Here is a 25,026-nt window from a genome sequence, read left to right as displayed (position 1 = left end):
GCGCACCGGGGTTCTCGGGCTGCCCGCCCCACCCTACGCCCCGCCCCTCCGGCCTCACCCCTGCGCCGGATCCCACGCGTTCGACGTCACCCCCGCGTCGGATCAACCCCCGCCCACGCGCCTCCCGCACCGCCGCCGTCCGCAACTCCACACCCCGACCCCCACCCCCACAAGCCGCCCGCAGGGCACCCCTCACCCCCCGCGCCGGATCAACCCCCGCCCACGCGCCTCCCGCACCGCCGCCGTCCGCGACTCCACACCCAACTTCGTGTAGATGTGCACCAGGTGCGACTTCACCGTCGCCTGACTCAGCTGCAGCCGCCGGCTGATCGCCTGGTTGGTGAGCCCGTCCGCGACCAGCCCCAGCACCTCCGTCTCCCGCACGCTCAACGCCGCCGCAGGCGTCCGCATCCGCTCCAGCAGCCGGTCCGCCACCGTCGGCGCCAGCGCCGTCCGCCCCGCCGCCGCCGACCGCACCGCCCGGGCCAGCTCCTCCGGCGGCGCGTCCTTCAGCAGGTACCCGGTGGCCCCGGCCTCCAGGGCCGGCAGGGTGTCGGCGTCGGTGTCGTACGTGGTCACCACCAGGACCCGCGGCGCCCCCGGACCGCGCGCGGTGATCGCGGCGGTGGCCTGCGCGCCGTTCATCGCCGAGCCGGGCCCGAACTGCAGGTCCATCAGCACCACGTCGACGTCGACCTCCGCCGCCAGTTCGACGGCGCGCTCGGCGGTCGCCGCCTCCGCGACGATCGCGAAGTCCGGCTCGCTCTCCAGCACGGCCCGCAGCCCGGCCCGGACCACCGGATGGTCGTCGGCCAGCAGCAGGCGGATCACGGCCTCGGTCACGAGGACTCCTCCCTCGAAGCATCGGGCACCGGCAGCAGCACGGCGAGCGCCGTGCCCTCCCCCGGCGCGGACTCCACCGCGAACGTCCCGCCGAGCGCCCGCGCCCGGGCCCGCATCGACGGCAGCCCGAACCCGCCGTCCCCGCCCTCGGCGGCCTCCGGCCCGCCGACGGCCGACGGATCGAACCCCGCCCCGTCGTCCACCACGTCCAGCGCTACCTCCCCCGCCATGAAGCTGAGCGTCACCTCCGCGTGCGTCGCCCCCGCGTGCCGCACCGTGTTCCCGAGCGCCGACTGCGCGATCCGCAACAGCGCCACCTCGTGCGGCACCGGCAGCCGGACCCGTTCGCCGGAGACGTGCAGCCGCACCGGCAGGCCGCTGCGCACCGACGTCGTCGCGCACAGCCGCTCCAGCGCGACCGGCAGGGTGTCGCTCTCCAGGGCGGGCGGGGTGAGCGCGCGCACGAAGCGCCGGGCCTCGTCGAGGTTGTCCTGCGCGGCCTGCCGGGCCTGCTCGACGTACTCGGCGGCGGCGTCGGTGCGCTCCGGCAGGGCGCGCTGCGCGGCCCGCAGCAGCAGCTGGATGCTGGTGAGGCTCTGCGCGAGGGTGTCGTGGATCTCCCGGGCGAGCCGCTCGCGCTCGGCGAGGACGCCCGCCGCGTGGTGGGCGGCGTCGAGGTCGGCGCGGGCGGCGGTGAGCTCGTCGATGAGCCGGCGCCGCTCCTCGCTCTCCCGGTAGAGCGCCTGGTAGCCGAGGACGGTCGCGGTGGCGACAGCGGCGCCGAGCAGCGGCCCGATCGCCGCCGCGACGCTGACGGTGTGCTGGTGCGCGGAGTACGCCACGATCGAGGCGACCGCGGTGAGCCCCACCGCCACCGGCCCGGCGCGCCGGCCGAGCAGGTGCAGCTCCAGGAAGTACAGCGGGAAGGCCAGCCAGACACCGTCCTGGGTGGTGAGCAGCACGCCCGCCCAGGTGACGCCGAGCAGGGCGAGCCAGAGCCCGGCGGCCCGGCGGGAGCGGCCGACCGCGGCGATCAGCGGCCCGGCCGTGTAGACGGCGGCCATCGCGGTGGCGGCGGCCGTGACGGCCGCCGGGTCGCCGCCGCGCCCGGCCAGGGCCCGGACGACGGCGAGCGCCAGCAGGCCCGCCACGAGCAGGTGCAGGCAGACCTGGAGGACGCGGGCGACGGGGGTGGTACGGGGTCGATCGGTCGCCATCCGTCCAGCCTAGGGTGCGTGCGGCCACCGGGCATCAATCAAAAGGTTGAACTGCGCTTCTGCCCTTCGATGCCGAGGATGCAATCCCCGGTGCGATGCCCGAGGGGCCCTTCTTCGACCAGTCTCGTCAGTGTCGCAGTGGATCGAGTGGAAGGGCTTGCGGTGTTCGTCGCCTGGAGGGACCTGAGGTTCGCCAAGGGGCGGTTCGCCCTGATGGGGACCGTCATCGTGCTGATCACGGTGTTGGTCGGCCTGCTGTCCGGCCTGACGGCCGGGCTGGGCCGGCAGAACATCTCGGCGATCACCGGCCTGCCCGCCGACCACCTGGCCTTCGGCCGGCCCGCCGACGGCCAGAAGCTGTCGTTCACCGACTCCCAGGTCACCCCCGAACAGTGGCAGGGCTGGGCCGGGACCCCGGGTGTCACCGACGCCCAGCCGCTCGGCATCGCCACCACCAAGGCGGCGGCCGGAGCGCGCACCGCCGCGCTCTCCGTCTTCGGCGTGCCGGACGGCTCCTCGCTCGCCCCGCAGGGCGCCGCCCTCGTCCCGGGCCGGGCGGTGCTCTCGGAGACCGCCGCCGAGGACCTCGGCGGGCTGCGCCCGGGCGACGCGTTCACCGTCGCCGGCCACCCGCTGACGGTCGCGGCCGTCTCCGGGGACGCCTCCTACAGCCACACCCCGGTCGTCTGGACGACCCTCGCCGACTGGCAGCGGGCCGCTCCCGGCGGCGCCGGGCACGCCACCGTGATCGCGCTCACCACCGCGAAGGGCGCCGACCTGGGTGCCGCCGACGCCGCCCTCGGCACCGAGACCCGCAGCCGGGACGACGCGCTCGCCGCGATCGGCTCCTACACCTCCGAGAACGGCTCGCTGCAGCTGATGCGGGGCTTCCTGTTCGCCATCTCGGCGCTGGTGATCGGGGCGTTCTTCACGGTCTGGACGATCCAGCGCAGCGGTGACATCGCCGTCCTCAAGGCGCTCGGCGCCTCCACCCGCTACCTGCTGCGCGACGCGCTGGGCCAGGCCGTCGTCCTGCTGCTGCTCGGCACGGCGCTCGGCACGGCCCTCGCCGCCGGCCTCGGCGCGCTGATCGGCTCCGCCGTCCCGTTCGTCCTGGACGCCCCGACCGTGCTGGTGCCCGCCGTCGTCATGATCGCGCTCGGCGCGGTCGGCGCGGCCCTGTCGGTGCGCCGCATCACCTCCGTCGACCCGCTGACCGCCCTGGGGAGTGCCCGATGACCCTCGTACTCGACCACGTCACCCTCACCTACCCGGACGGCGACGGCCGGCTGACCGCCCTCGACGACGTCTCGCTGACCGTCCCGAAGGGCACCGTCACCGCCGTGGTGGGCCCGTCCGGCTCGGGGAAGTCCAGCCTGCTGGCGGTCGCCGCCACGCTGATCGCCCCGGACTCCGGCCGGGTGACGGTGGACGGCACGGAGACCACCGGCCTGGGCCGCACCGCGCTGGCGGCGCTGCGCCGCGACCGGATCGGCATCGTCTTCCAGCAGCCCAACCTGCTGCCCTCGCTCACCGCCGTCGAGCAGCTCCAGGTGATGGCCCACCTGGACGGCCGCGCCCCGCGCACCGCCCTCCCCCGGGCCCTGGAGCTGCTGGACGCCGTCGGCCTGCGGGACCGGGCGGCCAGCCGGCCGCACCAGCTCTCCGGCGGTCAGCGCCAGCGGGTGAACATCGCCCGGGCCCTGATGAACGACCCCACCGTCCTGCTGGTCGACGAGCCCACCAGCGCCCTCGACCACGAACGCGGCGCCGCCGTCCTGGACCTGCTCACCACCCTCACCCACCAGCGCGCCACCGCCACCGTCCTGGTCACCCACGACCGTACCCACCTGACGGCGGTCGACCAGGTCGCCGAGGTCCACGACGGCCGCCTGACCGTGCCGGCTACGGTGTGACCTACTTCTTGGCGGCCAGCACGTCGTCCACGGAGAGGGTCACCGACACTCCGATGGACTCCGGCAGCGCGAACGTCTGGCCCGGGTGGTGGACGGCGTGCACCCGGTACTCACCGTCCTGCGGATCGGTGAGCACCATGACCCGAGAATTGGCCCGGTCCACGATCACGTAGACCGGGATCCCGGCGATGGCGTAGACCGTCGGCTTCCGCTTCAGGTCGTCACTCATGTTGGAGGAGGTCACTTCCACTACGAGACGGAAGACAGCGGGGTCGTAGCAGCTGTACTCGATCAGGTGGTCGTCGATGTCGGCATCGACGATGGCAAGATCCGGTACGGCGTAGTCCGAGGGGCCCTCCGGCAGCCAGACCCCGACCCCCTGCATCACCTCGCAGTCCTCGCCGTCCAGACCCGCCGCGAACAACACGCGCATGAGCCGGCTCAGCGATCGGCCATGGGAAGCATTCGGCGGAGGCGTCACGACGATCTGGCTCCCGATGATCTCGACCCGGTGCCCGGCGAACTGGCTTGAGATCAGCTCAGCGGCTTCGAGCAGCGTCGGCTGCTCAATGGGTTCTTCCACTGCGGCGGCGGACATGGAGTTCTCCTTGCTGCCGATGTCGAGAGCATCATCGTAGGGCCGCAGGCCCCTTCACCACCCGAACTGCGGATTTTCGCCCGAACGGGTGGTTTCGCCCCTACCGGGCCCGCAGCCGCAGGCCGGTGCGGGACTCCTCCTCCGCCTCCCGCTGGTCCTCGGCCCACAGCGAGCGGACGTGGCTGAGGTGGCGGGTCATGCAGGACTCGGCCGCCGGGGCGTCGCCGGCGATCATCAGGTCGAGCAGCTCCAGGTGCTCCTCCGCCGAGGACACCAGCTCACCGCGCTCGGCGAGACGGTTCAGGCCGTAGAGGCGCGAGCGCTTGCGCAGGTCGCCGACGACCTCGACCAGGCGGGCGTTGCCGGCCAGGCCGAGCAGGTCGAGGTGGAACTGGCGGTCCGCCTCCAGGTAGCCGATGAGGTCCTGCTTGCCGGCCGCGGCGACGATCGCCTCGGCCTGCGGGCGCAGCGCCTCCAGCTGGTCGGCGTTGGCGGTGCGGGCGACCCGGCCGACGGTGGGGACCTCGATGAGGGCGCGGATCTCGGTGAAGTCGTCGAGGTCGCGCTCGGTGAGCTCGGTGACCCGGAAGCCCTTGTTGCGGACGGCCTCGACCAGTCCCTCACGGGCGAGGTCGAGCATGGCCTCGCGGACCGGGGTCGCGGAGACGCCGAAGTCGGCGGCGAGGGCGGGCGCGGAGTAGACGACGCCGGGGCGCAGCTCGCCGGAGATGAGGGCGGCCCGCAGGGCGTGGGCGACCTGGTCGCGCAGCCGCTCCTGGACGGAGATCAGGGTGCGGGGTTTGAGGTCGGCCATGGTGTTCCTCCGGTGAGTGCAGAACACCAGCGTACAATGTCACGTTACGTTGAGTGTGCAACATCCCGTGATTCGGACGGCCCGCCGGCGCCCACGACGCACGACCCGACCCATCGTCGCAGGGCCGCCGCCCGGTGACAACGGTCGGCGGCCCACTATTTGATACGCCCCCTCACTCCCGGAGCAGCCCGATCAGGCTGGTCGTGCTGGACGCCCCGTGCCCGGCCTCGACGCCCCGCCGGAAGGTGTCGGCGATCAGCCGCGGCAGCGAGCCGTCCACCCCGGAGGCCTCCACCGTGTGCCGGACGTGCTCGATGCTGGCGAGGGCCATGGTGAGGCGGTCGACGTCGCCCTCGTGGTTGCCGGCGGCGATCCGGGGCGCGTAGAAGGCGAGGAAGCCCGGCATCGAGGCGGCGGTCGAGGTGGCGTACGGCAGGAACGCGTCCGCCGGGATGCCGTTGGCCTCGGCGACGGCGGTGGCGTGCAGGTAGCCGGCCAGCGAGGTCCAGAAGAGGTCCATCTGGATCTGGTAGTACAGCTGGGCGAGGCCCGGGTCGTCACCCCGGTGGTCGGCGCCGGTCAGCACCTCCAGGGCGGGGCGGTGGCGCCCGAACAGCTCGGCCGGACCGCTGTAGAAGGTGGACGACTCGGGCCGGCCGATGCCGGACGGCGGCACCTGCACGCCGCCGGTGAGGTGGCCGGCGCCGCGCTCGGCCAGCCACCGGGCGGCCTCCCGGGCCCGCTCGGGGGTGTCGGAGCTGAGGTTGACGACGGTCCGGCCGGCCAGCTCCGCCTCGGCGGCGGCGAGCACGGCGAACACCGCGTCGTAGTCGGTGAGGCTGAGCACGACCAGCTCGTTGGCGGCGAACGCCTCGGCCGCGCTCGGCGCGAGCACGGCGCCGCGCTCGACCAGGTCGGCCGCCCGCCCGGCGGTCCGGTTCCAGAGCGTGACGGCGTACCCGGCGTCCAGGTAGGCGCCGGCCATGGCCCGGCCCATCGGGCCGAGGCCGATCAGGGTGACGGACGGCCTGCTGTGCCGCTGCGGCGTGACGGACATGGGGATCCCCTCCGGAAGATGACTAGAACGAACGCTCTATCCAGGAGCTGACGCTAGCACAGCACTGGAACGAACGCTCTATTCAATCCACCGGTTAGACTCCCCCCGTGAACACGACCACCACCGGCACCCGCGAGCGGATCGTCCGGGCCACCTCCCGGCTGCTCCAGCGCCAGGGGTTCGAGGGCACCGGCATCAAGCAGATCTCCCGCGAGGCGCAGGCGACCCTCGGCTCCGTCTACCACTTCTTCCCGGGCGGGAAGCAGGAACTGGCCGCCGCGGCGATCCGCCACGGCGACCAGGAGTTCGCCGACCTGCTGCGCGAGGGGCTGGACAGCACCGCCGACCCGGCCGAGGCGGTCGTCGCCTGCACCCGCCTGCTCGCCGAGGCGCTGCGCGCCTCCGACTGGCAGGACGGCTGCCCGATCACCACCACCGCCCTGGAGACGGTCGGCCGGGCCCCGGTCATCGAACAGGCCGTCACCGAGGCCTTCGCGCACTGGCGCGCGATCGTCGAGGAGAAGCTGCACGGCGCGGGCATCGCCCTCACCGACGCCCGCGAGCTCGCCGCCACGGTCATCAACACCCTGGAGGGCGCCGAACTCGCCGCCCAGGTCGACCGCAGCGAGGAACCGCTCCACCTCACCGGCCGTCATCTGGCCCGCCTGATCGACACCTACCGGTAGAGCGCGACCGCGGCGGCCCGGAAACGCGAAGAAGCGGCCGACGTGGCGGGGGATCCCGTCCCACCACGTCGGCCGCTCGTCCGGCCGGTCACGTCGACGACCACCCCCCCGTCCAGGGCAATGGGTCCGGGGGCGGTGGGCCGGCGCAGCGCCGAGGCGCCGTCCCACCGTGCGTCGGGCCCCACAGCGGGCCCCGTGCCGGCCGGAGACTCAGCCCGCCTCGCGGCGGTACGCCTCCGCCGCGACCGCGAGGTCCTCCCAGGCCATTCCGACACTCTTGAAGAAGCGCGGCCGGTGGGCCGGCACCGGAGCCGTGCCGTTCACCAGCTCGGCCAGGTTCCACAGGGTGTCGGCGCCGGTGATGCCCGCCATCAGCAGGTCGCCGGCCTCCCGCAGCGCCACCGAGCGGGCCTCCACGTAGAGCGCGGACCGGGCGACCAGCACCTCGTCCACCTCCCGCGCGTCCACCTCGTGCGAGCCGACCGCCGCCACCGCCGCGTGGTCCGGGACGAGCGCGCCGTCGAACAGCGGGGTGCGCGCGGTGGTGCAGCAGACCACCAGGTCGGCGTCGGCCACGTCGGCCGGGGTGCCGACGACGGCCGCCACCCCGCGCGCCCGGGCGTACCGGGCCAGCGCCTCGGCGGGCTGCTCGCTGCGGGCGACCACGGTCACCCGGGTCAGCGGGCGGACGGCGAGCAGCGCGTCCAGGTGGCCGTAGGCCTGCGGGCCGGAGCCGAACAGCACCAGGTGCCCGGCCCGCGGCACCGCCAGCCGGTCCAGCGCGACGGCGGTGACCGCGGGGGTGCGCAGCGAGGTGAGCGCGATGCCGTCGAGCAGGGCGAGCGGCTGCAGGGTCGGACCGTCGAGCAGCAGGTAGCTGCCGGTGATCCGGGGCAGCCCGACGGCCGGGTTGGCGGGGGCGACCCCGGCGATCTTCACCCCGGTGTACCGGGCGGAGGCGGCCGGCATCATCAGCAGTTCCCCGGCGGGCACCGGCACGGCCGAGCGGGCCGGCGCGGCCTCCGGGTCCAGCCCGTCGCGCAGCACCTGTTCGATCGCCCCGGCCGCCTCGGCGGGCGTCAGCCCGACGGGGGCCGCGGCGAGGACCTCCGCCGGGCCCGGCACGGCGGGCTGGAGCGGCTCAGCCGCCGCGCCGGGCGCGTCCGGGGGTGACACGGCGGCCGGCGCCGTCCCCGTTCCCCCGCTCACAGCAGGAACCCCGTGCCCAGGGTGTCCTGCGGGTCGAGCACGAAGCGGTGCTCGCCGGTGCGGTGCGCGGTGCCGGTCACCTCGGTGACCACACCGTCGCCCCACGGGTCCCCACCGGCCAGCACCCGCCCGCCGAAGACGGTCCCGACGATCGACTCGTGGCGCAGCTCCTGGCCGGGCGCGAGCCGGCCCTCGGCGGCCAGGACCGCCAGCCGGGCCGAGGTGCCGGAGCCGCAGGGCGAGCGGTCGATCTGGCCGTCCGCGAAGACGGTGACGTTGCGCTGGTTCACCCCGCCGTCCTCCGCGGGGAGTTCCTCGTGCAGGATGACCCCGTAGACGCCCGAGAGGCGCGGGTCCACCGGGTGGCGCACCGCCGGGGAACCGGCCAGGGCGGCCCGGATCTCCCGGCCGATCGCGGTGAGTTCGGGCAGCTGCCCGAGGCTCACCGAGAGGCCGAGCGCGGCGGCCGGCACCGAGGCGTAGCAGGCGCCGGAGTGCGCGACGGCCACCTCGACGGTGCCCCGGGAGGTCTCCACCGGCAGCTTCAGCTCGCTCACCCAGGAGGGCACGTTGCGGAACGTCACCCCGGTGGTCCGCCCGGCGGCCCGGTGGACCAGCGCGGTGACCCGGCCGGACGGCACGTCGATCCGCACCCGGGCGACGCCGTAGTCGGGCGCCGCGACCAGTCCGGAGTCGACCGCCCAGGCGCCGAGCGCGATGGTGCCGTGGCCGCAGGCCGTCGAGTAGCCGTCCTTGTGCCAGAACAGCACGCCGAGGTCGGCCTCGTCGTCGTCCGCGGGCACCAGGAAGCCGCCGTACATCCCGGCGTGGCCGCGCGGCTCGCGGGTGAGCAGCTGCCGGACGTCGTCCAGCGCGCTCGGCCGGGGCGCGGTCGCGGTGCCGCCGGAGCCGATCGCGATGGCGCGGCGCTCGGCGACGCTGTCACCGGGGATCACCGGTGCTCCGGCGACGACGATCCGGAACGGCTCCCCGGCGGTGTGGTAGTCGACGGTGTCGATGTGCAGGGCCTCGGCAGCGGCGGCGGGTTGCGCCGTCATCAGGCACCCCCGGCCGGCAGCAGGGTGACGGTGCGGCCCTGGGTGTAGAAGTCCAGCGCCGCCTGACCCTGCTCACGGGCACCGTGGCTGGCGCCCTTGGCGCCGCCGAACGGCAGGTGGAAGTCGACGCCGCTGGACGGCGCGTTGACCCGGATCATGCCCGCGTCCAGCCGGTCGGCGACGGCCAGCGCCGCGTCCAGGTTCCGGGTGTGCACCGAGGCCGCCAGCGTGTACGGGGTGTCGTTGGCGAGCGCGATCGCCTCGTCGAGGTCGGCCGCGGCGTGCAGCACGGCGATCGGGCCGAAGAACTCCTCGCGGCGCAGCGGGTGGTCGTCCGGCACCCCGGTGACCAGGGTCGGGTCCAGGAACCAGCCGTCCCGCTCGGGCACGCCGCCGCCGGCCAGCACCTCGGCGCCGGCTTCCCGGGCGGAGGCGACGGCCGCGGTGATCTCGTCCCGGGAGGCCGCGCTGATGACCGGGCCGCAGGCGGTGTCGTCGACCTCGCCGAGCGCCTTGACCAGCGCGGCGCGCAGCGGCTCGTAGGCCGCGCCGACCGCGATGACCCGGCTGGTGGCGGTGCACTTCTGCCCCGCGTAGCCGGCGATCGCCGCGGCGACGTGGGCGGCGGCCTGGTCGAAGTCGGCGTCCGGCAGGACGAGCGCGGCGTTCAGCCCGCCGAGTTCGGCCTGCACGGGGATGCCGCGCTCGGTGGCGGTGCGCACGACCTGCCGGCCGACCCCGGTGGAGCCGGTGAAGGAGACCACGTCGGCCGCGGCGACCAGGGTGCCGCCCTCGGCGCCGCCGCCGGGCAGCACGGTGAGGACGCCCTCGGGCAGCCCGGCCCCGGCGATCAGCTCGGCCAGCCGCAGCGCGCAGCCGATCGCCTCCGAGGAGGGCTTGAGGACGACGCTGTTGCCGACGGCCAGCGCCGGGGCGGTCTTCCAGCAGGGGATCGCCAGCGGGAAGTTCCACGGCGTGATCAGCCCGGCGACCCCGTACGGGCGGCGGCGGGTGAGCAGCAGGCCGGGGCCGCCGGCGGTCTCGTGCACCTCGCCGGTGGCCGCGAACGGCGCCTGGGCGTAGTAGCGCCAGATCGCGACGGTGCGGGCGACCTCGCCGCGCGCCTCGGCGATCGGCTTGCCGACCTCGCGCACGACCAGCTCGGCCAGCTCCTCGGCGTGCGCCTCGATCGCCTCGGCGATCCGGGTGAGCGCGGCGGAGCGGGCGCCGGCGCCGGCGGCGAGCCAGCCGGGCTGCGCGGCCCGGGCGCGGGCGACGGCGGCCTCGACGGCTTCGGTGCCGGGGCGGGGCGCCTCGGCGACGAGGTCCGCGGGGTCGGCGGGGTTGTACGAACGGATCGTCACTTCGGTGAGCCCTTCGGGGGATTCGACGGGGTCGGGACGGGAACGGGGGGCGGGAGCAGGAGGCGGGAGCAGGGGGACGGGCGCGGCGGGGTCAGAGCAGGAAGCCGGCCGGGAACGGGTCGGCGGGGTCGAGGAAGTACTGGGCGGTGCCGGTGACCCAGGCCCGTCCGGTGACGGTCGGCACCACCGCGGGGCGCCCGGCCACCTCGGTCTCCTCGACCAGGCGGCCGATGAAGGTGGTCCCGATGAAGGAGTCGTTGCGGAAGTCCCGGTCGAGCGGCAGCTCGCCGCGCGCGTGCAGCTGGGCCATCCGGGCCGAGGTGCCGGTGCCGCAGGGCGAGCGGTCGAACCAGCCGGGGTGGATGGCCATCGCGTGCCGGGAGTGCTCGGCGGTGGAGCCGGGGGCGAGCAGCTGGACGTGGTGGCAGCTTTGGATGGACGGGTCCTGCGGGTGCACCGGGCGGTCCGGGCCGGCGTTGATGGCCTCCATCAGGGCCAGGCCGGCGTCCAGGATGTCCTGCTTGCGCTCCCGCTCGAACGGCAGGCCGAACTCGGCGAGCGGCAGGATCGCGTAGAAGTTGCCGCCGTAGGCGAGGTCGTAGGTCACCGTGCCGTGGCCGGGGACCTCGATCTTGCGCTCCAGCGCCTCGGAGTAGGACGGCACGTTGCGGATGGTGACCGCCTTGGCCGCGCCGTTCTCCACCGCGACGTCCGCGACCACCAGACCGGCCGGGGTGTCCAGCCGGACGGTGGTGACCGGCTCGACGACCGGCACCATGCCGGTCTCCACCAGCACGGTGGCCACGCCGATGGTGCCGTGGCCGCACATCGGCAGCAGACCGGAGACCTCGATGTAGAGCACGCCCCAGTCGGCGTCCGGCCGGGTTGGCGGCTGCAGGATGGCGCCGCTCATCGCGGCGTGGCCGCGGGGCTCGTACATCAGCAGCGTCCGGAAGTCGTCCAGGTGCTGCTGGAAGTGCACCCGGCGCTCGGCCATGGTGGCGCCGGGGATGACGCCGAAGCCGCCGGTGACGACCCGGGTGGGCATGCCCTCGGTGTGCGAGTCGACGGCGTGGAAGACGTGACGGCTGCGCATCTGCTGACGCTCCGTGGGGTGGTGGGGTGAGGGTGGGGTGGACGGGTCCGTGCCCCGGTGGGCGGGTGTCCGGTGGGGCCGGCTGCCGCCGCAGCCGGCCGGTCCGGACACCGGAACCACGTCGTACGGGTCAGGCCAGGCCCTCGGCCAGCGCCTTCTCGGTGGCCGCGCGGACGGCCGCCTCGATCTCCGGGGTCAGCGGCAGGCGCGGGGCCCGGGTCGGACCGCCGGGGCGGCCGGCGATGTCCATGGAGAGCTTGATCGCCTGGACGAACTCGGTCTTGGAGTCCCAGCGCAGCAGCTGGTGCAGCGCCTTGTACAGCGGCAGCGCGGTGCCCAGGTCGTGGGCGACGGCGGCCTTGTACAGCGCGACGCTCGCCTCGGGCAGCGCGTTCGGGTAGCCGGCGATCCAGCCGACGGCGCCGGCCAGGGCCAGCTCCAGCAGCACGTCGTCGGCGCCGATCAGCAGGTCGAGGCCGGGGGCCAGCTCGGCGATCTCGTACGCGCGGCGGACGTCGCCGGTGAACTCCTTGACCGCCACGATCGAGCCCTCGCCGTGCAGCTCGGCGAGCAGCGACGGGACGAGGTCGACCTTGGTGTCGATCGGGTTGTTGTAGGCGACGATCGGCACGCCGGCCTTGGCGACCTCGGCGTAGTGGCCGCGGACGGCGTCCCGGTCGGCGCGGTAGGCGTTCGGCGGCAGCAGCAGGACGGAGCCGGCGCCGGCCTCGGCGGCCTGCTCGGCCCAGCGGCGGGACTCGGCGCTGCCGTAGGCGGCGACGCCGGGCATCACCCGGGAGCCGTCGCCGGCCGCCTCGACGGCGACCTCGACGACCTTGGCCCGCTCCTCGGGGGTGAGGGTCTGGTACTCGCCGAGCGAGCCGTTGGGGACGACGCCGTCGCAGCCCGACTCGATCAGCCAGCGGACGTGCTCGGCGTAGGCGTCGTAGTCGACGGAGAGGTCCGGGCGCAGCGGGAGCGTGGTGGCGACCATGATGCCGCGCCAGGGCCGGGTGGTGTCGTGCGGGGTCTGGGACACAGGTGACTCCTTGGTGAGGTGTGACATTTTATTAGGGAGCGCGCGGCGGAGACAAGAGTCCCCGCCGGACGATTTCGGACAGACCCGGCGGGCCGCGCCGGCGGGCCGGGTGGGCCCGGTCCTCGCGCGACCGGGCCCGCCCGGGGCTCTCAGTCCTCGCGGTCGTGTTCGGCCGCGAGCTGCCCGAGCGGAACGGGGCAGGAGAACGGCCTGCTGTCCGCGCGGGACTCCTCCGGGACGGCGCCGCCGCCCGCCAGGCAGGCCACCGCGGGACCGCACATCCGGCCCTGGCACCAGCCCATTCCGGCCCGGGTCAGCAGCTTGACGGTGCGCGCGTCGCCCGCGCCCAGCTCGTCCACCGCCTCGCGGATCCGCCCGGCCGGGACCTCCTCGCAGCGGCAGACGTCGGTGTCCTCCCGCAGCCACTCGGTCCAGCCCGGGCCGGGCCGGTGGGCGGCGGCCATCAGCTCGGCGAAGGCCCGCAGCCGGGAGCGCCGGCGCAGCAGCGCGGTGCGCACCGGTCGGCCGGCCACCGCGTGCGCGGCCAGCTCGCCCTCGGTGATCGCCAGGTCGGCGCCGCCGACCCCACAGGTCTCGCCGGCCGCCCAGAGCCCGCGGACGGTGGTCCGCAGGCGGGCGTCGACCGCGAGTGCGGCCGTCCCGTCGGGCGTGGTGCGGGTGGCCGCGCCCAACTCGGTGGCCAGCTCGATCTGCGGGACCAGGCCATGACCGACGGCGAGCGCGTCGCACTCGATCCGCCGCTCGCTTCCCGGTACCGGACGCCAGGCGGCGTCCAACCGGGCCACCGTGACGGCGGTGACCCGGTCCGTTCCGTGCGCCTCCACGACCGCGCTGCGCGGGCGCAGCCGCACCCCGTGGCGCAGCAGCGCGGAGCCGTGCCCGGCGCCCTCGACCAGCTTGGCCGGAACGGCGGCCAGCACGCCGGGGCGCCGGGCGTAGCCGAGGTACGCGGTGGCCTCCACCACCGCGGGGACCTCGGCGCCGGCGGTGACCAGGGAGGAGGCCGCCGCGAGCAGCAGCGGGCCGCTCCCGGCCACCACGATCCGCCGGCCGGGCAGCACCAGACCGGCCTTGAGCATGGCCTGCGCGCCGCCGGCGGTGACCACCCCGGGCAGCGTCCAGCCGGGGAAGGGCAGCTGCCGCTCGTACGCGCCGGTGGCGAGCAGGACGGCGGCGGACCGGACGGTGGCCCGGTCGTCGGCGTCCGGGCCGGTGGTGGCGTGCAGTCGCCAGTCGCGCTCCCCGGCGCGCTCCAGCGCCCACACCTGGTGGCCGGCCAGCAGCTCGACGCGGCCGGCCGCGCGGTGGGCGGCGAGCCGGTCGGCGAGGCCGGTGTAGACGGACCAGCCGTGGTGCAGCCGGTCGGGGCGGGCGGCGCCGAGGCCGGGGGCGGGGTGGCGGTAGTACTGTCCGCCGGTGCTCCGGCCGGCGTCGACCAGGGCGCAGCGCAGCCCGAGGTCGGCGGCGGTCACGACGGCGGCGAGGCCGGCCGGGCCGGCGCCGATCACCGCGAGGTCGTAGGGGCGCGGACCGCCGGGCAGGGGCTCAGACGTCGAGGTCGGCACGGCCGTGGCCCTCCTGGGTGGTGACGGTGGTGCCGGGCTCGGCCGGCACCAGGCAGGTGCGCTGGTTGGGCCGCCCGTCGACGGTGGCCAGGCAGTCGAAGCAGGCGCCGATGCCGCAGAACGCCCCGCGCGGCCTGCCGCCGACCCGGGTGGTGCGCCAGGCCAGCACGCCGTCGGCCCACAGGGCGGCGGCGACGGTCTGCCCGGGCAGCGCGGGCACGGGCCGGCCGTCGAAGTCGATGGTGTGCGCGGGCCCGGGTTCGGCCCGGACCAGCTCCGCGGGGGTGCGGCTACGGCGCATGGGTGGGGGTTCTCCGTTCAGCTCATGAGCCGATCGTGGGGTTGTCGGCCTCGGCCGGAGGGTCTCGGCCGTCGTCGTCGGCCGTCGTCCTCGGCGGGAGGCTCAGGCGTCGGCCCCGGCGTCGTCCTCGTCCTCGGCCGGGAAGCGGTCGGCCCGGAACGGCGCGAGGGCCAGGTCGGGCTCCTTGCCGGTGAGCTGCTGGGCGATCAGCAGCCCGGTGGCCGGGGCCAGGCCGATGCCCGCGCCCTCGTGGCCGCAGGCGTGGTACAGCCCGGGCACCCGGGGGTCGGCGCCGATCGCGGGCAGGTGGTCCGGCAGGTAGGGGCGGAAGCCCCGGTAGGCGCGCATCACGCTCACCCCGGCCAGCACCGGGAAGAGCGCGGCCGCCTGGGCGGCCAGCCGGTGCACCACCTCCACCGAGAGCGTCCGGTCGAAGCCGACCCGCTCGCGGCTGGCGCCGATCAGCACCGGCCCGCCGGGCGTGCCCTCGACCACGGCCGAGGTCTGCAGCGCGGCGGAGCCGCTGGCGACATCGGCCACGTAGTCGGCGGCGTACACCTTGTGCCGCACGATCCGCGGCAGCGGCTCGGTGACCAGCACGAACCCGCGCCGCGGCAGCACCGGGAGGTGGACGCCGGCCAGCGCGGCCAGCTCACCGCCCCAGGTGCCGGCGGCGTTGACCACGGCGGCCGCGTCCAGCCGTCGCCGCTCGGTCTCGACGCCGCGCACGGCGCCGTCGGCCCCGAGCCGCACGGCCCGCACGGCCTCGCCGGTGTGCAGCCGGGCCCCGGCCCGGCGGGCGGCGCGCAGCAGGTGGGCGGCGGCCAGCGCGGGCTGGACCTGGGAGTCCTGGGGGTAGTGGAAGCCGCCGGCCAGGCCGGGCGCGAGGTGCGGCTCCAGCTCGGCCAGCCGCTCGCCGGGGATCTCCTCGGCGACGACGCCGACCGTCCGCTGCCCGGCCGCGAAGGCGCGCAGCGCCTCCTGGCGGGCGGGGGTGCCGGCGACCACCAGGCCGCCCTTCGCCTCGTACTCGACGGCGGCGCCGAACTCGTCGGAGAGTTCGCGCCACAGGCCGGCCGAGTACAGGGCGAGGTCGAGCTCGGGGCCGGGCTCCTTGTCGGAGACCAGCAGGTTGCCCTCGCCGGCGCCGGTGGTGCCACCGGCGACCGGACCGCGGTCGACGACGTCGACGGCGAGGCCGGCCCGGGCGGCGTAGTACGCGCAGGCGGCGCCGACGACGCCGGCACCGACCACCACGACGTCGGGGAGTCTCTGGGAGTGGGACACGTCAGTAATATGTCACATGCCATCGATACTGCCAAGACCGCCCGCCCGGAACGGACGAAAGGCACCGAAAAGCCCCGGCCCGCCGCTCGGAAGCGGCGGGCCGGGGCTCGCGGGTTCAGCTCGTCGGCCGGCTCAGGTGATGTCGTCCATCTGCTCGTGGCGGGCGGCCGGCACCTGACCGGAGGCGCTCGGCGTGCTCGACGCCTCGATCGCCTCGGCCTCGGCGACCGGCGCCACCGCGAGGTCGACGTGCGAGGCCTCCTCGTCGCTCAGCGCGAGGTCCGGGTTGCGCCGGGCCTTGCGCCGGTCGTTCAGCATCGCCACCCCGACCGCGATGAAGTACAGCGCCCAGATCGGCGCGGCCAGCGCCAGCATGCTCAGCGGGTCGGCGCTGGGCGTCGCGAAGGCGGCGAACACGGTGATGCCCATCACCATGCCGCGCCACCAGCGCAGCAGCCGCTTGCCGCTGACGATGCCGGTCATGTTCAGCATGATCAGCAGCAGCGGGAACTCGAAGGCCAGACCGAAGACCAGCACCAGCCGGGTGGCGATGTCGAAGTAGTCCGCGGGCGGCAGGATCGGTGTGGTGTCCTCCGGCGTGAACGAGAGCAGCACGTCGACGGTCAGCGGCAGCAGCGTGACGGCCAGCCCCACACCGGCCAGGAACAGCGGCGCGCCGCAGGCCATGAAGATGACCGTGTACTTGCGCTCGTGCTTGTGCAGGCCCGGCGCCACGAACGCCCACAGCTGGTACAGCCAGACCGGGACCGTGGCGACCACACCGGCCGTCAGGGCGACCTTGAGCATCCAGTTGAAACCCGCGGTCAGACCGATGGTCGAGACCTCCGCACAGCGGCCCGTGGGCGCCGCGAGGAACTCCGGTGTACACCGCTGGATCGGCTTGAGCAGCAGCGTCTCGATCTGCTTGTGGAAGATCAGCGCGATGATCGTGAACACCACGATCGCCAGGACCGACTTGACCACGCGGTTCCGCAGTTCCCGCAGGTGGTCGGCGAGGGCCATCCGTCCCTCGGGATCCTTGGGCGTCCTCGACGCCTTGGTGAGCTTGCTCAACCCCGGTCCTCAACTCGTGCGTCGAGGCCCGCCGGTCGACGGGCCTCCAGTGGTCGCGCGTGCCGCGCGCTCAGCGCGCCCCGCCCTCCGGAGCGGACTGCCCGGTGGGCTGCTCGGCCACCGGACGGGCGGTCGCGGACGCGCCCGGGGCGGACTGGATGGTCCGCGCCGCAGCGCCGTCGGCCGCCGCCGGGGCGGGCGGGGCCGGGGTGTCGGCGGCACCGTCGGTGCGCATCGCCTTCGTTTCGCTCTTGAGGATCCGTGCCGACTGGCCGAGCGAACGCGCCAGCTCCGGCAGCCGCTTGGCGCCGAAGAGGACAATGGCAATGACCGCGACCAGGAGGATCGCGGTGAACGAGACCCGCATGCTCGACCACCTTCAGTCTCGGCGGCACCGACCGGCCGCCCGCTGCGGGGATGGTAACCGCTGCGGATGACGCCCTGACGACGGCCGCCCGAACAGGACAGCGGCCCCCGTTCGCGCTCAGGAGCCAACTGAGAGCGTAACGCGCCCCTGCCCCCGAGCAGCAGTCCCCGGTACCCCCGTTCCGCGTTCCCGCAGGGTCCGCCCGGTCAGGAGCGGCCCGCCGCCGAGGCCGCGAGGTCCCCGGCCGCCTCGGCCAGCGCCCGGGAGGCGGCGTCCACGCCCTTCGCCAGCGCCCGCACGTCCAGCCAGAGCCGGACCGCGAGGACGCCGAGCACCAGCAGGCCGGCGGTGGCGAGGAGGACGGCGGCGACGAGCATCCAGGACATGTCCCCCACCTTAGGCCCTCGGCGCCGGCCCCCCGCTCACCCCTCGGCGGGCACCAGCCGCATGGTCCGCACCCCGGCCCCGGTCAGCGCCGCGACGATCTTCTCCCCGGCGGGCTTGCGCACCGCCGCCCCGCACAGCGGGCACCCGAAGCTGTAGTGCGCCTGCGCCGCCGTGCGGCCGAACGTCAGGCGGAACGCCTCGACCGGCAGCTCCACCTTCTCCCGGCACTCCGAGCAGTACACCTTGAATCTGGTACCGGGCTCCACGGCTCAGACCAGCCCCTCCCCGTAGTGCGCCAGCGCCTCCAGCGCCGCCGCCCGCGCCTGCCCGGCCAGCTCCGGCGGGGAGACGATCCGCCCGTCACGGCCCAGCCGCAGCGCCAGCGGGCGCAGCTGCGAGGGGTCGGCGCTGCGCAGGGTGATCCGCAGTCCGCCGTCGGGCAGTTCCTCGGCCCGGTCGTGGGTGTAGTACTCGGCGACCCAGCGGCCGCCGGAGGAGACCTCGACGACGACCTCGGGATCGTCGGCGGAGGGGTTGACCAGCCCGCCGGAGAGGTCGCGCGGCTCGCGCTTGGGCGGGTCGGCGGGGACGTCCAGGACCCTGATCTCGGCGACCCGGTCGAGCCGGAACATCCGGTGGTCCTCGGAGGTCCGGCACCAGGCCTCCAGGTAGGTGTGCCCCTCGGTGAGCAGCCGGATCGGGTCGACCTCGCGCTCGGTCATGCCGCCGCGGCCGTGCGAGTAGTAGCGCAGCCAGAGCCGGCGCCCCTCGCTGAGGGCACGGTCGATGTCCGCGAAGACGTGGCTCTCGGCCTCGAAGGTGACGCCGACCCGGGCACTGCCCTCGGCGCTCTCCCCCGCCGCGTTCTCGATCTTGGCGACGGCCCGGGTGAGCGCCTCGCGGTCGCCGGCCCGCAGGCCGGGCAGGCCGGCCACCGCGCGGGCGGCGACGAGCAGCGCGGTCGCCTCGTCGGCGGCCAGCCGCAGCGGCTGGGCGACGTCGTCGACGTTGTGCCACCAGATCCGCTCGCCGTCGGTGTCGATGTCGAGCAGGTCGCCGCCGCGGAAGCTGGTGCCGCACATCGGCAGGACGTTGAGGTCGCCGATCAGTTCGCGCTCGCTGATGCCGAAGGCGCGGGCCACCTCGGCCACCTCGGCGCCGGGGCGCTCGCGCAGATAGGTGACCAGCGAGAGCATCCGCCGGGTCTGGTCGATCGCGTTGCTCATGCCCGCACACCCTCCACCACACTGCCGGCCACCGCGCGCAGCCGGTCGATGACGTCGGCCCGCAGCTCCTCGGGGCCGACCACCAGCACGTCCGGCCCGAACTCGGCGAGGTCGGCGCCGAGCCCGTTGCCGTACGGGATCTCCAGCTCGTCCCAGCTGTCGTCGGCCCGCCGGGTGGTGACCGCCTTGGTGCGCAGCGGGAAGCCCGCGCCGCGGCGGACCCGGACCACGGCGGTCGCGGTGGCGCCCTCGCCGGCGAACTTGGCGACCGTGGCGCGGACGTCGACGTGCTCGGGCACGGTGCCCAGGAAGGCGCCGGAGCGGGCCCTGACCTTGCCGGTGATCCGGCTGAGCCGGAACACCCGGGCGTCCTCGCGGTCGCGGTCCCAGCCGGCCAGGTACCAGTGGCCGCGCCAGCACTCCAGAGCCCAGGGTTCGACGCTGCGCTGCTCGGCGGCGGCGGCGCCGGCCTTGCGGTACTCGAAGGTGACCGGGCGGCGGTCGCGGGCGGCGGTGAGCAGCGGTTCGAAGGCGGCCTCGCGCGCCGGGATGCGCGGTTCGAGGGCGGGGCGGCGCTCGGTCTCGGTGAAGGGGATGCCGGCGGCGCGCAGCTTCTGGAGCGCGCCGCTGGCGGCGCCGCTCATCTTGGCCTGCTGCCAGACCCGGGCGGCGAGGGTGAGCGCGGCGGCCTCCTCGGCGTCGAGGGCGATCTCCGGCAGGCGGTTGCGGTCGGCGCGGGCGAGGTAGCCGAGTTCGCCGTCGAGGGCGTTCTCGTCGACGTCGATGACCAGTCCGAGTTCGCGCAGGTCGTCCTTGTCCCGCTCGAACATCCGGTTGAAGGCTTCCTCGCTGCTGTTCTGCCAGGCTTCGCGGTAGGCCTCGATGGACTCCCGCAGCTCCTTCTTGGAGAGCGGACGTCTGGTGTTCATCAGGCACAGGGCGAGATTCATCAGCCGCTCTGCCTTGGCGATCGCCATCGCTGACCCTTCCGGTGTGCCGCGCAGCGCGCGGGGTTGCGCCCGCCGGGGCGTCGTGGACCCGGCGGGACCGACCGTACCGGTAGCGGTACGCACTGCAAAAGCCGAGTCCGGGAACACGTGGGGCCGCACCCCGGGGTCGGGGTGCGGCCCTGGCGATCAGCGTCCTCAGACGGAGATCAGGTCGACCACGAAGATCAGGGTCGAGCCCGCCGGGATGAGCGGGCTCGGCGACTGGTTGCCGTAGGCCAGGTGCGGCGGGATGACCAGCTCGCGGCGGCCGCCGACCTTCATGCCGGCGACGCCCTGGTCCCAGCCCTTGATGACCCGGCCGCCGCCGAGCGGGAACTTGAAGGTGGAACCGCGGTTCCAGCTGGCGTCGAACTCCTCGCCGGTCGCGTAGGTCACGCCGACGTAGTGGACCTCGACGACCTGGCCGGGCTTGGCCTCCTCGCCGGTGCCGACGGTGATGTCGCGGATCTTCAGCTCGGCCGGCGGGTCGCCGACCGGGAAGTCGATCTCGGGCTTGCTCACTAGTGCCTCATCTCACGGTTGGTTCGTTCCATGACCAAGCGGCGGGCGCCCGCACCCGGTCCGTTCCCGGACCACGGTACGGGCGCCCGCCGCCCGTCCGGGACCGGCCACGCGGCCGGTCCCGAAGGTCACACGCACACCATTGTCACCCGAAAGTGGATCAGCCCTGACCCGCATCGAGGATGTCGACGACGAAGACCAGCGTCGAGTTGGGCGGGATCTCGCCCTGGGCCTGGTCCTTGTAGCCGAGCGAGGCCGGGATGACCAGCTCGACCCGGCTGCCGATGGTCTGGCCCTCCAGGCCCTGGTCCCAGCCGGCGATGACCTGGCCGCCGCCGAGCGGGAAGGAGAACGCCTGGCCCTTGCTGAGCGAGGAGTCGAAGACCTTGCCGTCCTTGTACAGCGCGCCGGTGTACTGGACGAGGATCTTCTCGCCCTTCTCGACCTTGCGGCCCTCGCCCTTGATGAGGACGTGGCTCTTCAGCTCGGTCGGGTCGGCCGCACCGGGCACCGGGGTGATGTCGGCGGGCTTCTTGCCGTTGTCCTTGACCTGCGGGAAGTCCGCGGGCGGCGGGGTCACGGTGCCGCTGACGACGGCGTCGGGGGCGTTGCTGTTGCGGATGTCGATGACGAAGATCAGGTTGTCCTCGGCCCCGATCGACATGCTCGGGTTGCCCTGGGCGCCGAAGGCGGCGGCCGGCGGGGCGACGACGAGCAGCCGGGAACCGGCCTTCTTGCCGATGACCGCCTGGTCGAGCGCCGGGATGAGCGCGTCGGTGCCGGCCTGGAAGATCTGCGGCTTGCCCTTGTCGTCGTACGACGACGGGATGTCCTTGCCGGTGTTCCAGTCCTTGCCGGTGTAGTCGACGGAGGTCCAGGAGTTCTTCTCGACCTTGGGGCCGCTGCCCTCGGAGAGGACCTTGACGACGAAGCTGCCGTCGGCCTGCTCGGCGGGCACCTCGATGGTGGCCTTGGTGCCGTAGTCGCCGGTGACGTTGGGCAGCACCTTGGCGCTGTCCTTGATCGGCGGGACCGGCGGGGTGGTCGGCGTGGCCGGGGCGGACTTGGCGGTGTCCGGCTTGGCGGCGGCGTCGTCCGACGAACCGTCCTTGTTCACCAGGTACAGGGTGACGGCGCTGCCGATGAGCAGCACGCCGAGGACGGTGCCGAGGATCACGCCGAGCTTGCCGACGTTGCCCGGGTTCTCGTCGTACCCGGCCTCGGAGGTGTCCTGGCGGCGGACGGTGGAGGCGAAGATCTGCGGGACCTCGTCGGTCTTCGTCCCCGCGGCCCGGGGCGCCTCCCCGGACCCGCCCCACCCGGCCTGCTGCTTCAGGATCGCCGGAGGAACGACGATCGACTCGCCGTCGCCCGGGAGCGGGCCGCCGGGCCTCGAATCGGCCGGGTCTCCGGCGGAGTTACCGTGCGCGGTGCCGGACCCGCCCGGGCTCGACGCTTTCTCAGACATGACTCCCCATCCATCTCGCCACGAGGTCTTCGAGGTCTACGGCCGGCGTGGTGGCGCCGGGGTGCTGTCGCACTGCCCGCCCGGACCCCGGACGCCGGCGGCGCCTACCACAGTGCGAGGGCAGTATGACAGGTCAGGATGAGGGCGGGCGCTTGCCCGTGCGAGCGCCCGCCCAAGCGTACGGAATCCCCCCGGGCTCGAACCAGCCCGTGCCGGGGATCCCCCGGGATCACCGGGGCGTCACACGGCCTCCAGGATGTCCACCACGAACACCAGGGTCGAGTTCGGCGGCACCGAGCCCTGCGCCTGGTCCTTGTAGCCGAGCGACGGCGGCACCACCAGCAGCACCCGGCTGCCGACGTTCTGGCCGACCAGGCCCTTGTCCCAGCCCTCGATGACGCTGCCGGTGCCGATCTGCAGCGCCTGGGCGCCGCCGTGGCTCCAGGAGGAGTCGAACTGCTGGCCGTTGGCCCACAGCACGCCGGTGTACTGCACGACCAGGGTCTGCCCGGACTTGACCTGCTTGCCCTCGCCCTTGATCAGCACGGCCTGCTGGAGGTCGGTCGGCGGGGCCTGCCCGGCCGGCACGGTGATGGTGACGGCGGCCTTGCCGTTGTCCTTGACCTGCGGCAGGTTCGCCGGCGGCGGCGTCATGGCGCCGGACAGCGTGGAGTCCGGCGGCAGGCTCTCCACGATGTCGAGCACGAAGACCACGGTGTCGCCGGGGCCGACGCCGAGCTGGGTGGAGCCCTGGGTGCCGAACGCGGCGGCCGGCGGGGCGACGACCAGCAGCCGGCTGCCGACCTTCTTGCCGATCACGCTCTGGTCGAAGGCCGGCACCAGCTGCCCGCTGCCCGCCTGGTAGAGCTGCGGCTTGCCGCCGGAGTCGTAGGAACTGGGCAGGTCCTTGCCGGTCGTCCAGTCCTTGGCGGTGTAGTTGACCGTCACCCAGTCGCCCTTGTTGACCGCCGAGCGGTCCCCCTCGCTGACGGTGTTCACCACGAACTGTCCGCTGGGCTGCTGGCCCTCGGGGATGGTGATGGTGGCCTTGCTCCCGAAGCCCCCGCCGGACAGCACCGGCATCGGGGAGGCCTCGTTCACCGGGGCGGGCACGGTGGGCGCGGCGGTCGGCGACGCGGTGGGCGTGGCCTGGCCGGCCGGCTTGGTGGAGCTGCTGCAGGCCACCGCCAGCAGCAGGGGCAGGGTGAGAAGCAACCCGGCGGTGCGGCGCACGGCGTTCCTAACTGTCGGTCAAAGTCGGCTCTCCGGACTCCGGCTCCGGACTCGACGGACAGCGTATGCGCAGACGGCGCCCGGTCCCGGTAGACACCACCGGGACCGGACACCGCGAAGATCACACCGACGGGGGACGCCGTGCGCGCGCCGCTCCCCCGCCCGCGCGCCGGTCACATGCCCGCGATGAGCTTCTCCACCCGCTCGTCGACCGACCGGAACGGGTCCTTGCAGAGCACGGTGCGCTGCGCCTGGTCGTTCAGCTTCAGGTGCACCCAGTCGACGGTGAAGTCGCGGCGCTGCTCCTGCGCGCGGCGGATGAAGTCGCCGCGCAGCCGGGCCCGGGTGGTCTGCGGCGGGATCGACTTCGCCTCGAAGGTCTTGAGGTCGGTGGTCACCCGCTGGGCCTGGTTCTTGCCCTGGAGCAGGTAGAACAGGCCGCGGCGGCGGTGGATGTCGTGGTAGGCGAGGTCGATCTGGGCGACCCTGGGGTTGCTCATGCTCATCTGGTGCTTCTCGCGGTAGCGCTCGATGAGCTTGTACTTCATGATCCAGTCGATCTCGGTGGCGACCCCGTCGAGGCGCTCGGTCCGGACCGCCTCCAGGGTACGGCCCCACAGGTCGAGGACCCGGGCGACGGTGCCGGTGTTGATGCCCTTGCGGTCGGCGAACTCCAGGGCCTTGGTGTAGTACTCCTCCTGGATGTCGAGCGCGCTGGCCTCGCGCCCGTTGGCGAGCCGGACCTGGTGGGTGCCGGTGAGGTCGTGGCTGACCTCGCGGATGGCCCGGATCGGGTTCTCCAGGGTGAGGTCGCGCATCACCACGCCGGCCTCGATGAGCCGCAGCACCAGGTCGGTGGAGCCCACCTTGAGCAGGGTGGTGGTCTCCGACATGTTGGAGTCCCCGACGATGACGTGCAGCCGGCGGTAGCGCTCGGCGTCGGCGTGCGGCTCGTCGCGGGTGTTGATGATCGGGCGGGAGCGGGTGGTCGCCGAGCTGACGCCCTCCCAGATGTGCTCGGCGCGCTGGCTGACGCAGTAGACCGCGCCGCGCGGGGTCTGCAGCACCTTGCCGGCGCCGCAGATCAGCTGCCGGGTCACCAGGAACGGGATGAGCACGTCGGCCAGCCGGGAGAACTCGCCGTGCCGGGCCACCAGGTAGTTCTCGTGGCAGCCGTAGGAGTTGCCGGCGGAGTCGGTGTTGTTCTTGAAGAGGTAGACGTCCCCGGCGATGCCCTCCTCGTGCAGCCTGCGCTCGGCGTCGACCAGCAGGCCTTCGAGGATGCGTTCGCCCGCCTTGTCGTGCGTCACCAGCTCGACGACGTCGTCGCACTCGGGGGTGGCGTACTCGGGGTGGGAGCCCACGTCGAGGTAGAGGCGGGCACCGTTGCGCAGGAACACGTTGCTGCTGCGGCCCCAGGAGACTACGCGGCGGAAGAGGTAGCGGGCGACCTCGTCCGGGGACAGCCTGCGCTGCCCGCGGAACGTGCAGGTGACGCCGTACTCGTTCTCCAGCCCGAAAATTCGGCGGTCCATGGGCCATCCATTCTCTGATGGGAGCTGTCCGAAACCGCCTCCGCGAAAGCCCGTCCGGGCCGCCGCAGGGGCACCGGGGTCCCCGGGCGCCCCCGCTCCCCGGCGGCGCGCCCGGGGCACCCGGGGCACGCAGGTGGGGGGACGGCCCCGCGGG

General features: G+C 74.3%; 26 protein-coding genes. 3 read left to right on the top strand and 23 right to left on the bottom strand.

Annotated elements, in window-relative coordinates; all coding sequences use genetic code 11:
* Positions 1-192: 192 nt before the first annotated feature.
* Entirely contained in the window at positions 193-843 is a 651-nt protein-coding gene (locus ACFVVL_RS27965) for a response regulator (RefSeq protein WP_387679999.1), read from the bottom strand.
* Entirely contained in the window at positions 840-2,060 is a 1,221-nt protein-coding gene (locus ACFVVL_RS27960) for a sensor histidine kinase (RefSeq protein ID WP_380294309.1), read from the bottom strand. Before ACFVVL_RS27960 ends, ACFVVL_RS27965 begins: the two co-directional genes overlap by 4 nt.
* A 162-nt stretch (positions 2,061-2,222) precedes the next feature.
* Here ACFVVL_RS27960 and ACFVVL_RS27955 point away from each other — a divergent pair, with 162 nt between their 5' ends.
* Both ACFVVL_RS27955 and ACFVVL_RS27950 read left to right on the top strand, forming a co-directional pair.
* Positions 2,223-3,299: an ABC transporter permease gene (locus ACFVVL_RS27955; RefSeq protein WP_387680107.1), complete on the top strand. Its 1,077-nt coding sequence runs from the start codon at positions 2,223-2,225 to the stop codon at positions 3,297-3,299.
* Positions 3,296-3,976: an ABC transporter ATP-binding protein gene (locus ACFVVL_RS27950; protein WP_387679995.1), complete on the top strand. Its 681-nt coding sequence runs from the start codon at positions 3,296-3,298 to the stop codon at positions 3,974-3,976. Before ACFVVL_RS27955 ends, ACFVVL_RS27950 begins: the two co-directional genes overlap by 4 nt.
* A gap of 1 nt (position 3,977) precedes the next feature.
* On the opposite strand, the gene ACFVVL_RS27945 is transcribed toward ACFVVL_RS27950, so the two are convergent.
* The 3 genes from ACFVVL_RS27945 to ACFVVL_RS27935 all read right to left on the bottom strand — a co-directional run bounded on the left by ACFVVL_RS27945 (position 3,978) and on the right by ACFVVL_RS27935 (position 6,445).
* Positions 3,978-4,574, bottom strand: coding sequence for a Uma2 family endonuclease (locus ACFVVL_RS27945; protein WP_387679993.1), 597 nt, complete (start codon positions 4,572-4,574; stop codon positions 3,978-3,980).
* Positions 4,575-4,674: 100 nt separating this feature from the next.
* Positions 4,675-5,388 carry a GntR family transcriptional regulator gene (locus ACFVVL_RS27940; protein WP_380294312.1) on the bottom strand — a complete coding sequence of 238 codons (714 nt, stop codon included), beginning with the start codon at positions 5,386-5,388 and terminating at the stop codon, positions 4,675-4,677.
* Between the two features lie 172 nt (positions 5,389-5,560).
* Entirely contained in the window at positions 5,561-6,445 is an 885-nt protein-coding gene (locus ACFVVL_RS27935; RefSeq protein ID WP_387679990.1) for an NAD(P)-dependent oxidoreductase, read from the bottom strand.
* Positions 6,446-6,552: 107 nt separating this feature from the next.
* Here ACFVVL_RS27935 and ACFVVL_RS27930 point away from each other — a divergent pair, with 107 nt between their 5' ends.
* On the top strand, positions 6,553-7,131 hold the full coding sequence (locus ACFVVL_RS27930; protein WP_380294314.1) for a TetR/AcrR family transcriptional regulator: 579 nt from the start codon (positions 6,553-6,555) through the stop codon (positions 7,129-7,131).
* A gap of 210 nt (positions 7,132-7,341) precedes the next feature.
* Here the strand turns inward: ACFVVL_RS27930 and ACFVVL_RS27925 are convergent, their stop codons facing one another.
* From ACFVVL_RS27925 to pafA, 18 genes are all read right to left on the bottom strand, one after another.
* A complete protein-coding gene (locus ACFVVL_RS27925; RefSeq protein WP_387680104.1) occupies positions 7,342-8,256 on the bottom strand; it encodes an ornithine cyclodeaminase family protein in 915 nt (304 codons plus the stop codon).
* A gap of 80 nt (positions 8,257-8,336) precedes the next feature.
* Complete coding sequence (locus tag ACFVVL_RS27920; protein WP_380294315.1) at positions 8,337-9,398, bottom strand: proline racemase family protein; 1,062 nt, start codon at positions 9,396-9,398, stop codon at positions 8,337-8,339.
* A complete protein-coding gene (locus tag ACFVVL_RS27915; protein WP_380294316.1) occupies positions 9,398-10,762 on the bottom strand; it encodes an aldehyde dehydrogenase family protein in 1,365 nt (454 codons plus the stop codon). Before ACFVVL_RS27915 ends, ACFVVL_RS27920 begins: the two co-directional genes overlap by 1 nt.
* Before the next feature lie 91 nt (positions 10,763-10,853).
* A complete protein-coding gene (locus tag ACFVVL_RS27910; protein WP_387679986.1) occupies positions 10,854-11,858 on the bottom strand; it encodes a proline racemase family protein in 1,005 nt (334 codons plus the stop codon).
* Between the two features lie 130 nt (positions 11,859-11,988).
* Complete coding sequence (locus ACFVVL_RS27905; protein WP_380294329.1) at positions 11,989-12,852, bottom strand: dihydrodipicolinate synthase family protein; 864 nt, start codon at positions 12,850-12,852, stop codon at positions 11,989-11,991.
* A gap of 194 nt (positions 12,853-13,046) precedes the next feature.
* Positions 13,047-14,483 (bottom strand): FAD-dependent oxidoreductase, encoded by a 1,437-nt coding sequence (locus ACFVVL_RS27900; protein ID WP_387679983.1) that lies wholly within the window; start codon positions 14,481-14,483, stop codon positions 13,047-13,049.
* On the bottom strand, positions 14,464-14,784 hold the full coding sequence (locus tag ACFVVL_RS27895) for a (2Fe-2S)-binding protein (protein WP_380294319.1): 321 nt from the start codon (positions 14,782-14,784) through the stop codon (positions 14,464-14,466). Before ACFVVL_RS27895 ends, ACFVVL_RS27900 begins: the two co-directional genes overlap by 20 nt.
* Positions 14,785-14,886: 102 nt before the next feature.
* Positions 14,887-16,071 (bottom strand): NAD(P)/FAD-dependent oxidoreductase, encoded by a 1,185-nt coding sequence (locus ACFVVL_RS27890; RefSeq protein ID WP_387679980.1) that lies wholly within the window; start codon positions 16,069-16,071, stop codon positions 14,887-14,889.
* Between the two features lie 132 nt (positions 16,072-16,203).
* Positions 16,204-17,094: a twin-arginine translocase subunit TatC gene (gene tatC / locus ACFVVL_RS27885; protein ID WP_380294330.1), complete on the bottom strand. Its 891-nt coding sequence runs from the start codon at positions 17,092-17,094 to the stop codon at positions 16,204-16,206.
* 121 nt (positions 17,095-17,215) lie between these two features.
* Entirely contained in the window at positions 17,216-17,512 is a 297-nt protein-coding gene (gene tatA, locus ACFVVL_RS27880) for a Sec-independent protein translocase subunit TatA (protein WP_387679977.1), read from the bottom strand.
* Positions 17,513-17,718: 206 nt separating this feature from the next.
* A complete protein-coding gene (locus ACFVVL_RS27875) occupies positions 17,719-17,898 on the bottom strand; it encodes a hypothetical protein (RefSeq protein ID WP_387679974.1) in 180 nt (59 codons plus the stop codon).
* Between the two features lie 36 nt (positions 17,899-17,934).
* Positions 17,935-18,165: a hypothetical protein gene (locus ACFVVL_RS27870; protein ID WP_387679971.1), complete on the bottom strand. Its 231-nt coding sequence runs from the start codon at positions 18,163-18,165 to the stop codon at positions 17,935-17,937.
* 3 nt (positions 18,166-18,168) lie between these two features.
* Positions 18,169-19,125 (bottom strand): helix-turn-helix transcriptional regulator, encoded by a 957-nt coding sequence (locus ACFVVL_RS27865; protein WP_380294324.1) that lies wholly within the window; start codon positions 19,123-19,125, stop codon positions 18,169-18,171.
* Positions 19,122-20,102, bottom strand: coding sequence for a helix-turn-helix transcriptional regulator (locus ACFVVL_RS27860; protein WP_387679968.1), 981 nt, complete (start codon positions 20,100-20,102; stop codon positions 19,122-19,124). Before ACFVVL_RS27860 ends, ACFVVL_RS27865 begins: the two co-directional genes overlap by 4 nt.
* Before the next feature lie 168 nt (positions 20,103-20,270).
* Complete coding sequence (locus tag ACFVVL_RS27855) at positions 20,271-20,636, bottom strand: FKBP-type peptidyl-prolyl cis-trans isomerase (RefSeq protein ID WP_344321862.1); 366 nt, start codon at positions 20,634-20,636, stop codon at positions 20,271-20,273.
* 160 nt (positions 20,637-20,796) lie between these two features.
* Complete coding sequence (locus tag ACFVVL_RS27850; RefSeq protein WP_380298418.1) at positions 20,797-22,104, bottom strand: FKBP-type peptidyl-prolyl cis-trans isomerase; 1,308 nt, start codon at positions 22,102-22,104, stop codon at positions 20,797-20,799.
* A 240-nt stretch (positions 22,105-22,344) separates the two neighbouring features.
* Positions 22,345-23,337: an FKBP-type peptidyl-prolyl cis-trans isomerase gene (locus ACFVVL_RS27845; protein WP_380298420.1), complete on the bottom strand. Its 993-nt coding sequence runs from the start codon at positions 23,335-23,337 to the stop codon at positions 22,345-22,347.
* A gap of 173 nt (positions 23,338-23,510) precedes the next feature.
* Positions 23,511-24,872: a Pup--protein ligase gene (gene pafA / locus ACFVVL_RS27840; RefSeq protein WP_380298422.1), complete on the bottom strand. Its 1,362-nt coding sequence runs from the start codon at positions 24,870-24,872 to the stop codon at positions 23,511-23,513.
* Between the last annotated feature and the right edge of the window lie 154 nt (positions 24,873-25,026).

It is taken from the genome of Kitasatospora sp. NPDC058115 (assembly GCF_042884635.1).
Classification (GTDB): domain Bacteria; phylum Actinomycetota; class Actinomycetes; order Streptomycetales; family Streptomycetaceae; genus Kitasatospora.
The sequence above is the reverse complement of the archived record's forward strand: the minus strand, read 5'-3'. Positions and strand labels throughout refer to the sequence as shown.

Excerpts from the sequence above, each read along its gene's own strand:
- ACFVVL_RS27960 (WP_380294309.1), bottom strand. The coding sequence starts at position 2,060 with ATGGCGACCGATCGACCCCGTACCACCCCCGTCGCCCGCGTCCTCCAG.
- ACFVVL_RS27950 (WP_387679995.1), top strand. The coding sequence starts at position 3,296 with ATGACCCTCGTACTCGACCACGTCACCCTCACCTACCCGGACGGCGAC.
- ACFVVL_RS27945 (WP_387679993.1), bottom strand. The coding sequence starts at position 4,574 with ATGTCCGCCGCCGCAGTGGAAGAACCCATTGAGCAGCCGACGCTGCTC.
- ACFVVL_RS27940 (WP_380294312.1), bottom strand. The coding sequence starts at position 5,388 with ATGGCCGACCTCAAACCCCGCACCCTGATCTCCGTCCAGGAGCGGCTG.
- ACFVVL_RS27935 (WP_387679990.1), bottom strand. The coding sequence starts at position 6,445 with ATGTCCGTCACGCCGCAGCGGCACAGCAGGCCGTCCGTCACCCTGATC.
- ACFVVL_RS27920 (WP_380294315.1), bottom strand. The coding sequence starts at position 9,398 with ATGACGGCGCAACCCGCCGCCGCTGCCGAGGCCCTGCACATCGACACC.
- ACFVVL_RS27910 (WP_387679986.1), bottom strand. The coding sequence starts at position 11,858 with ATGCGCAGCCGTCACGTCTTCCACGCCGTCGACTCGCACACCGAGGGC.
- ACFVVL_RS27905 (WP_380294329.1), bottom strand. The coding sequence starts at position 12,852 with ATGGTCGCCACCACGCTCCCGCTGCGCCCGGACCTCTCCGTCGACTAC.
- ACFVVL_RS27895 (WP_380294319.1), bottom strand. The coding sequence starts at position 14,784 with ATGCGCCGTAGCCGCACCCCCGCGGAGCTGGTCCGGGCCGAACCCGGG.
- tatC (WP_380294330.1), bottom strand. The coding sequence starts at position 17,094 with ATGGCCCTCGCCGACCACCTGCGGGAACTGCGGAACCGCGTGGTCAAG.
- tatA (WP_387679977.1), bottom strand. The coding sequence starts at position 17,512 with ATGCGGGTCTCGTTCACCGCGATCCTCCTGGTCGCGGTCATTGCCATT.
- ACFVVL_RS27875 (WP_387679974.1), bottom strand. The coding sequence starts at position 17,898 with ATGTCCTGGATGCTCGTCGCCGCCGTCCTCCTCGCCACCGCCGGCCTG.
- ACFVVL_RS27865 (WP_380294324.1), bottom strand. The coding sequence starts at position 19,125 with ATGAGCAACGCGATCGACCAGACCCGGCGGATGCTCTCGCTGGTCACC.
- ACFVVL_RS27860 (WP_387679968.1), bottom strand. The coding sequence starts at position 20,102 with ATGGCGATCGCCAAGGCAGAGCGGCTGATGAATCTCGCCCTGTGCCTG.
- ACFVVL_RS27850 (WP_380298418.1), bottom strand. The coding sequence starts at position 22,104 with ATGTCTGAGAAAGCGTCGAGCCCGGGCGGGTCCGGCACCGCGCACGGT.
- pafA (WP_380298422.1), bottom strand. The coding sequence starts at position 24,872 with ATGGACCGCCGAATTTTCGGGCTGGAGAACGAGTACGGCGTCACCTGC.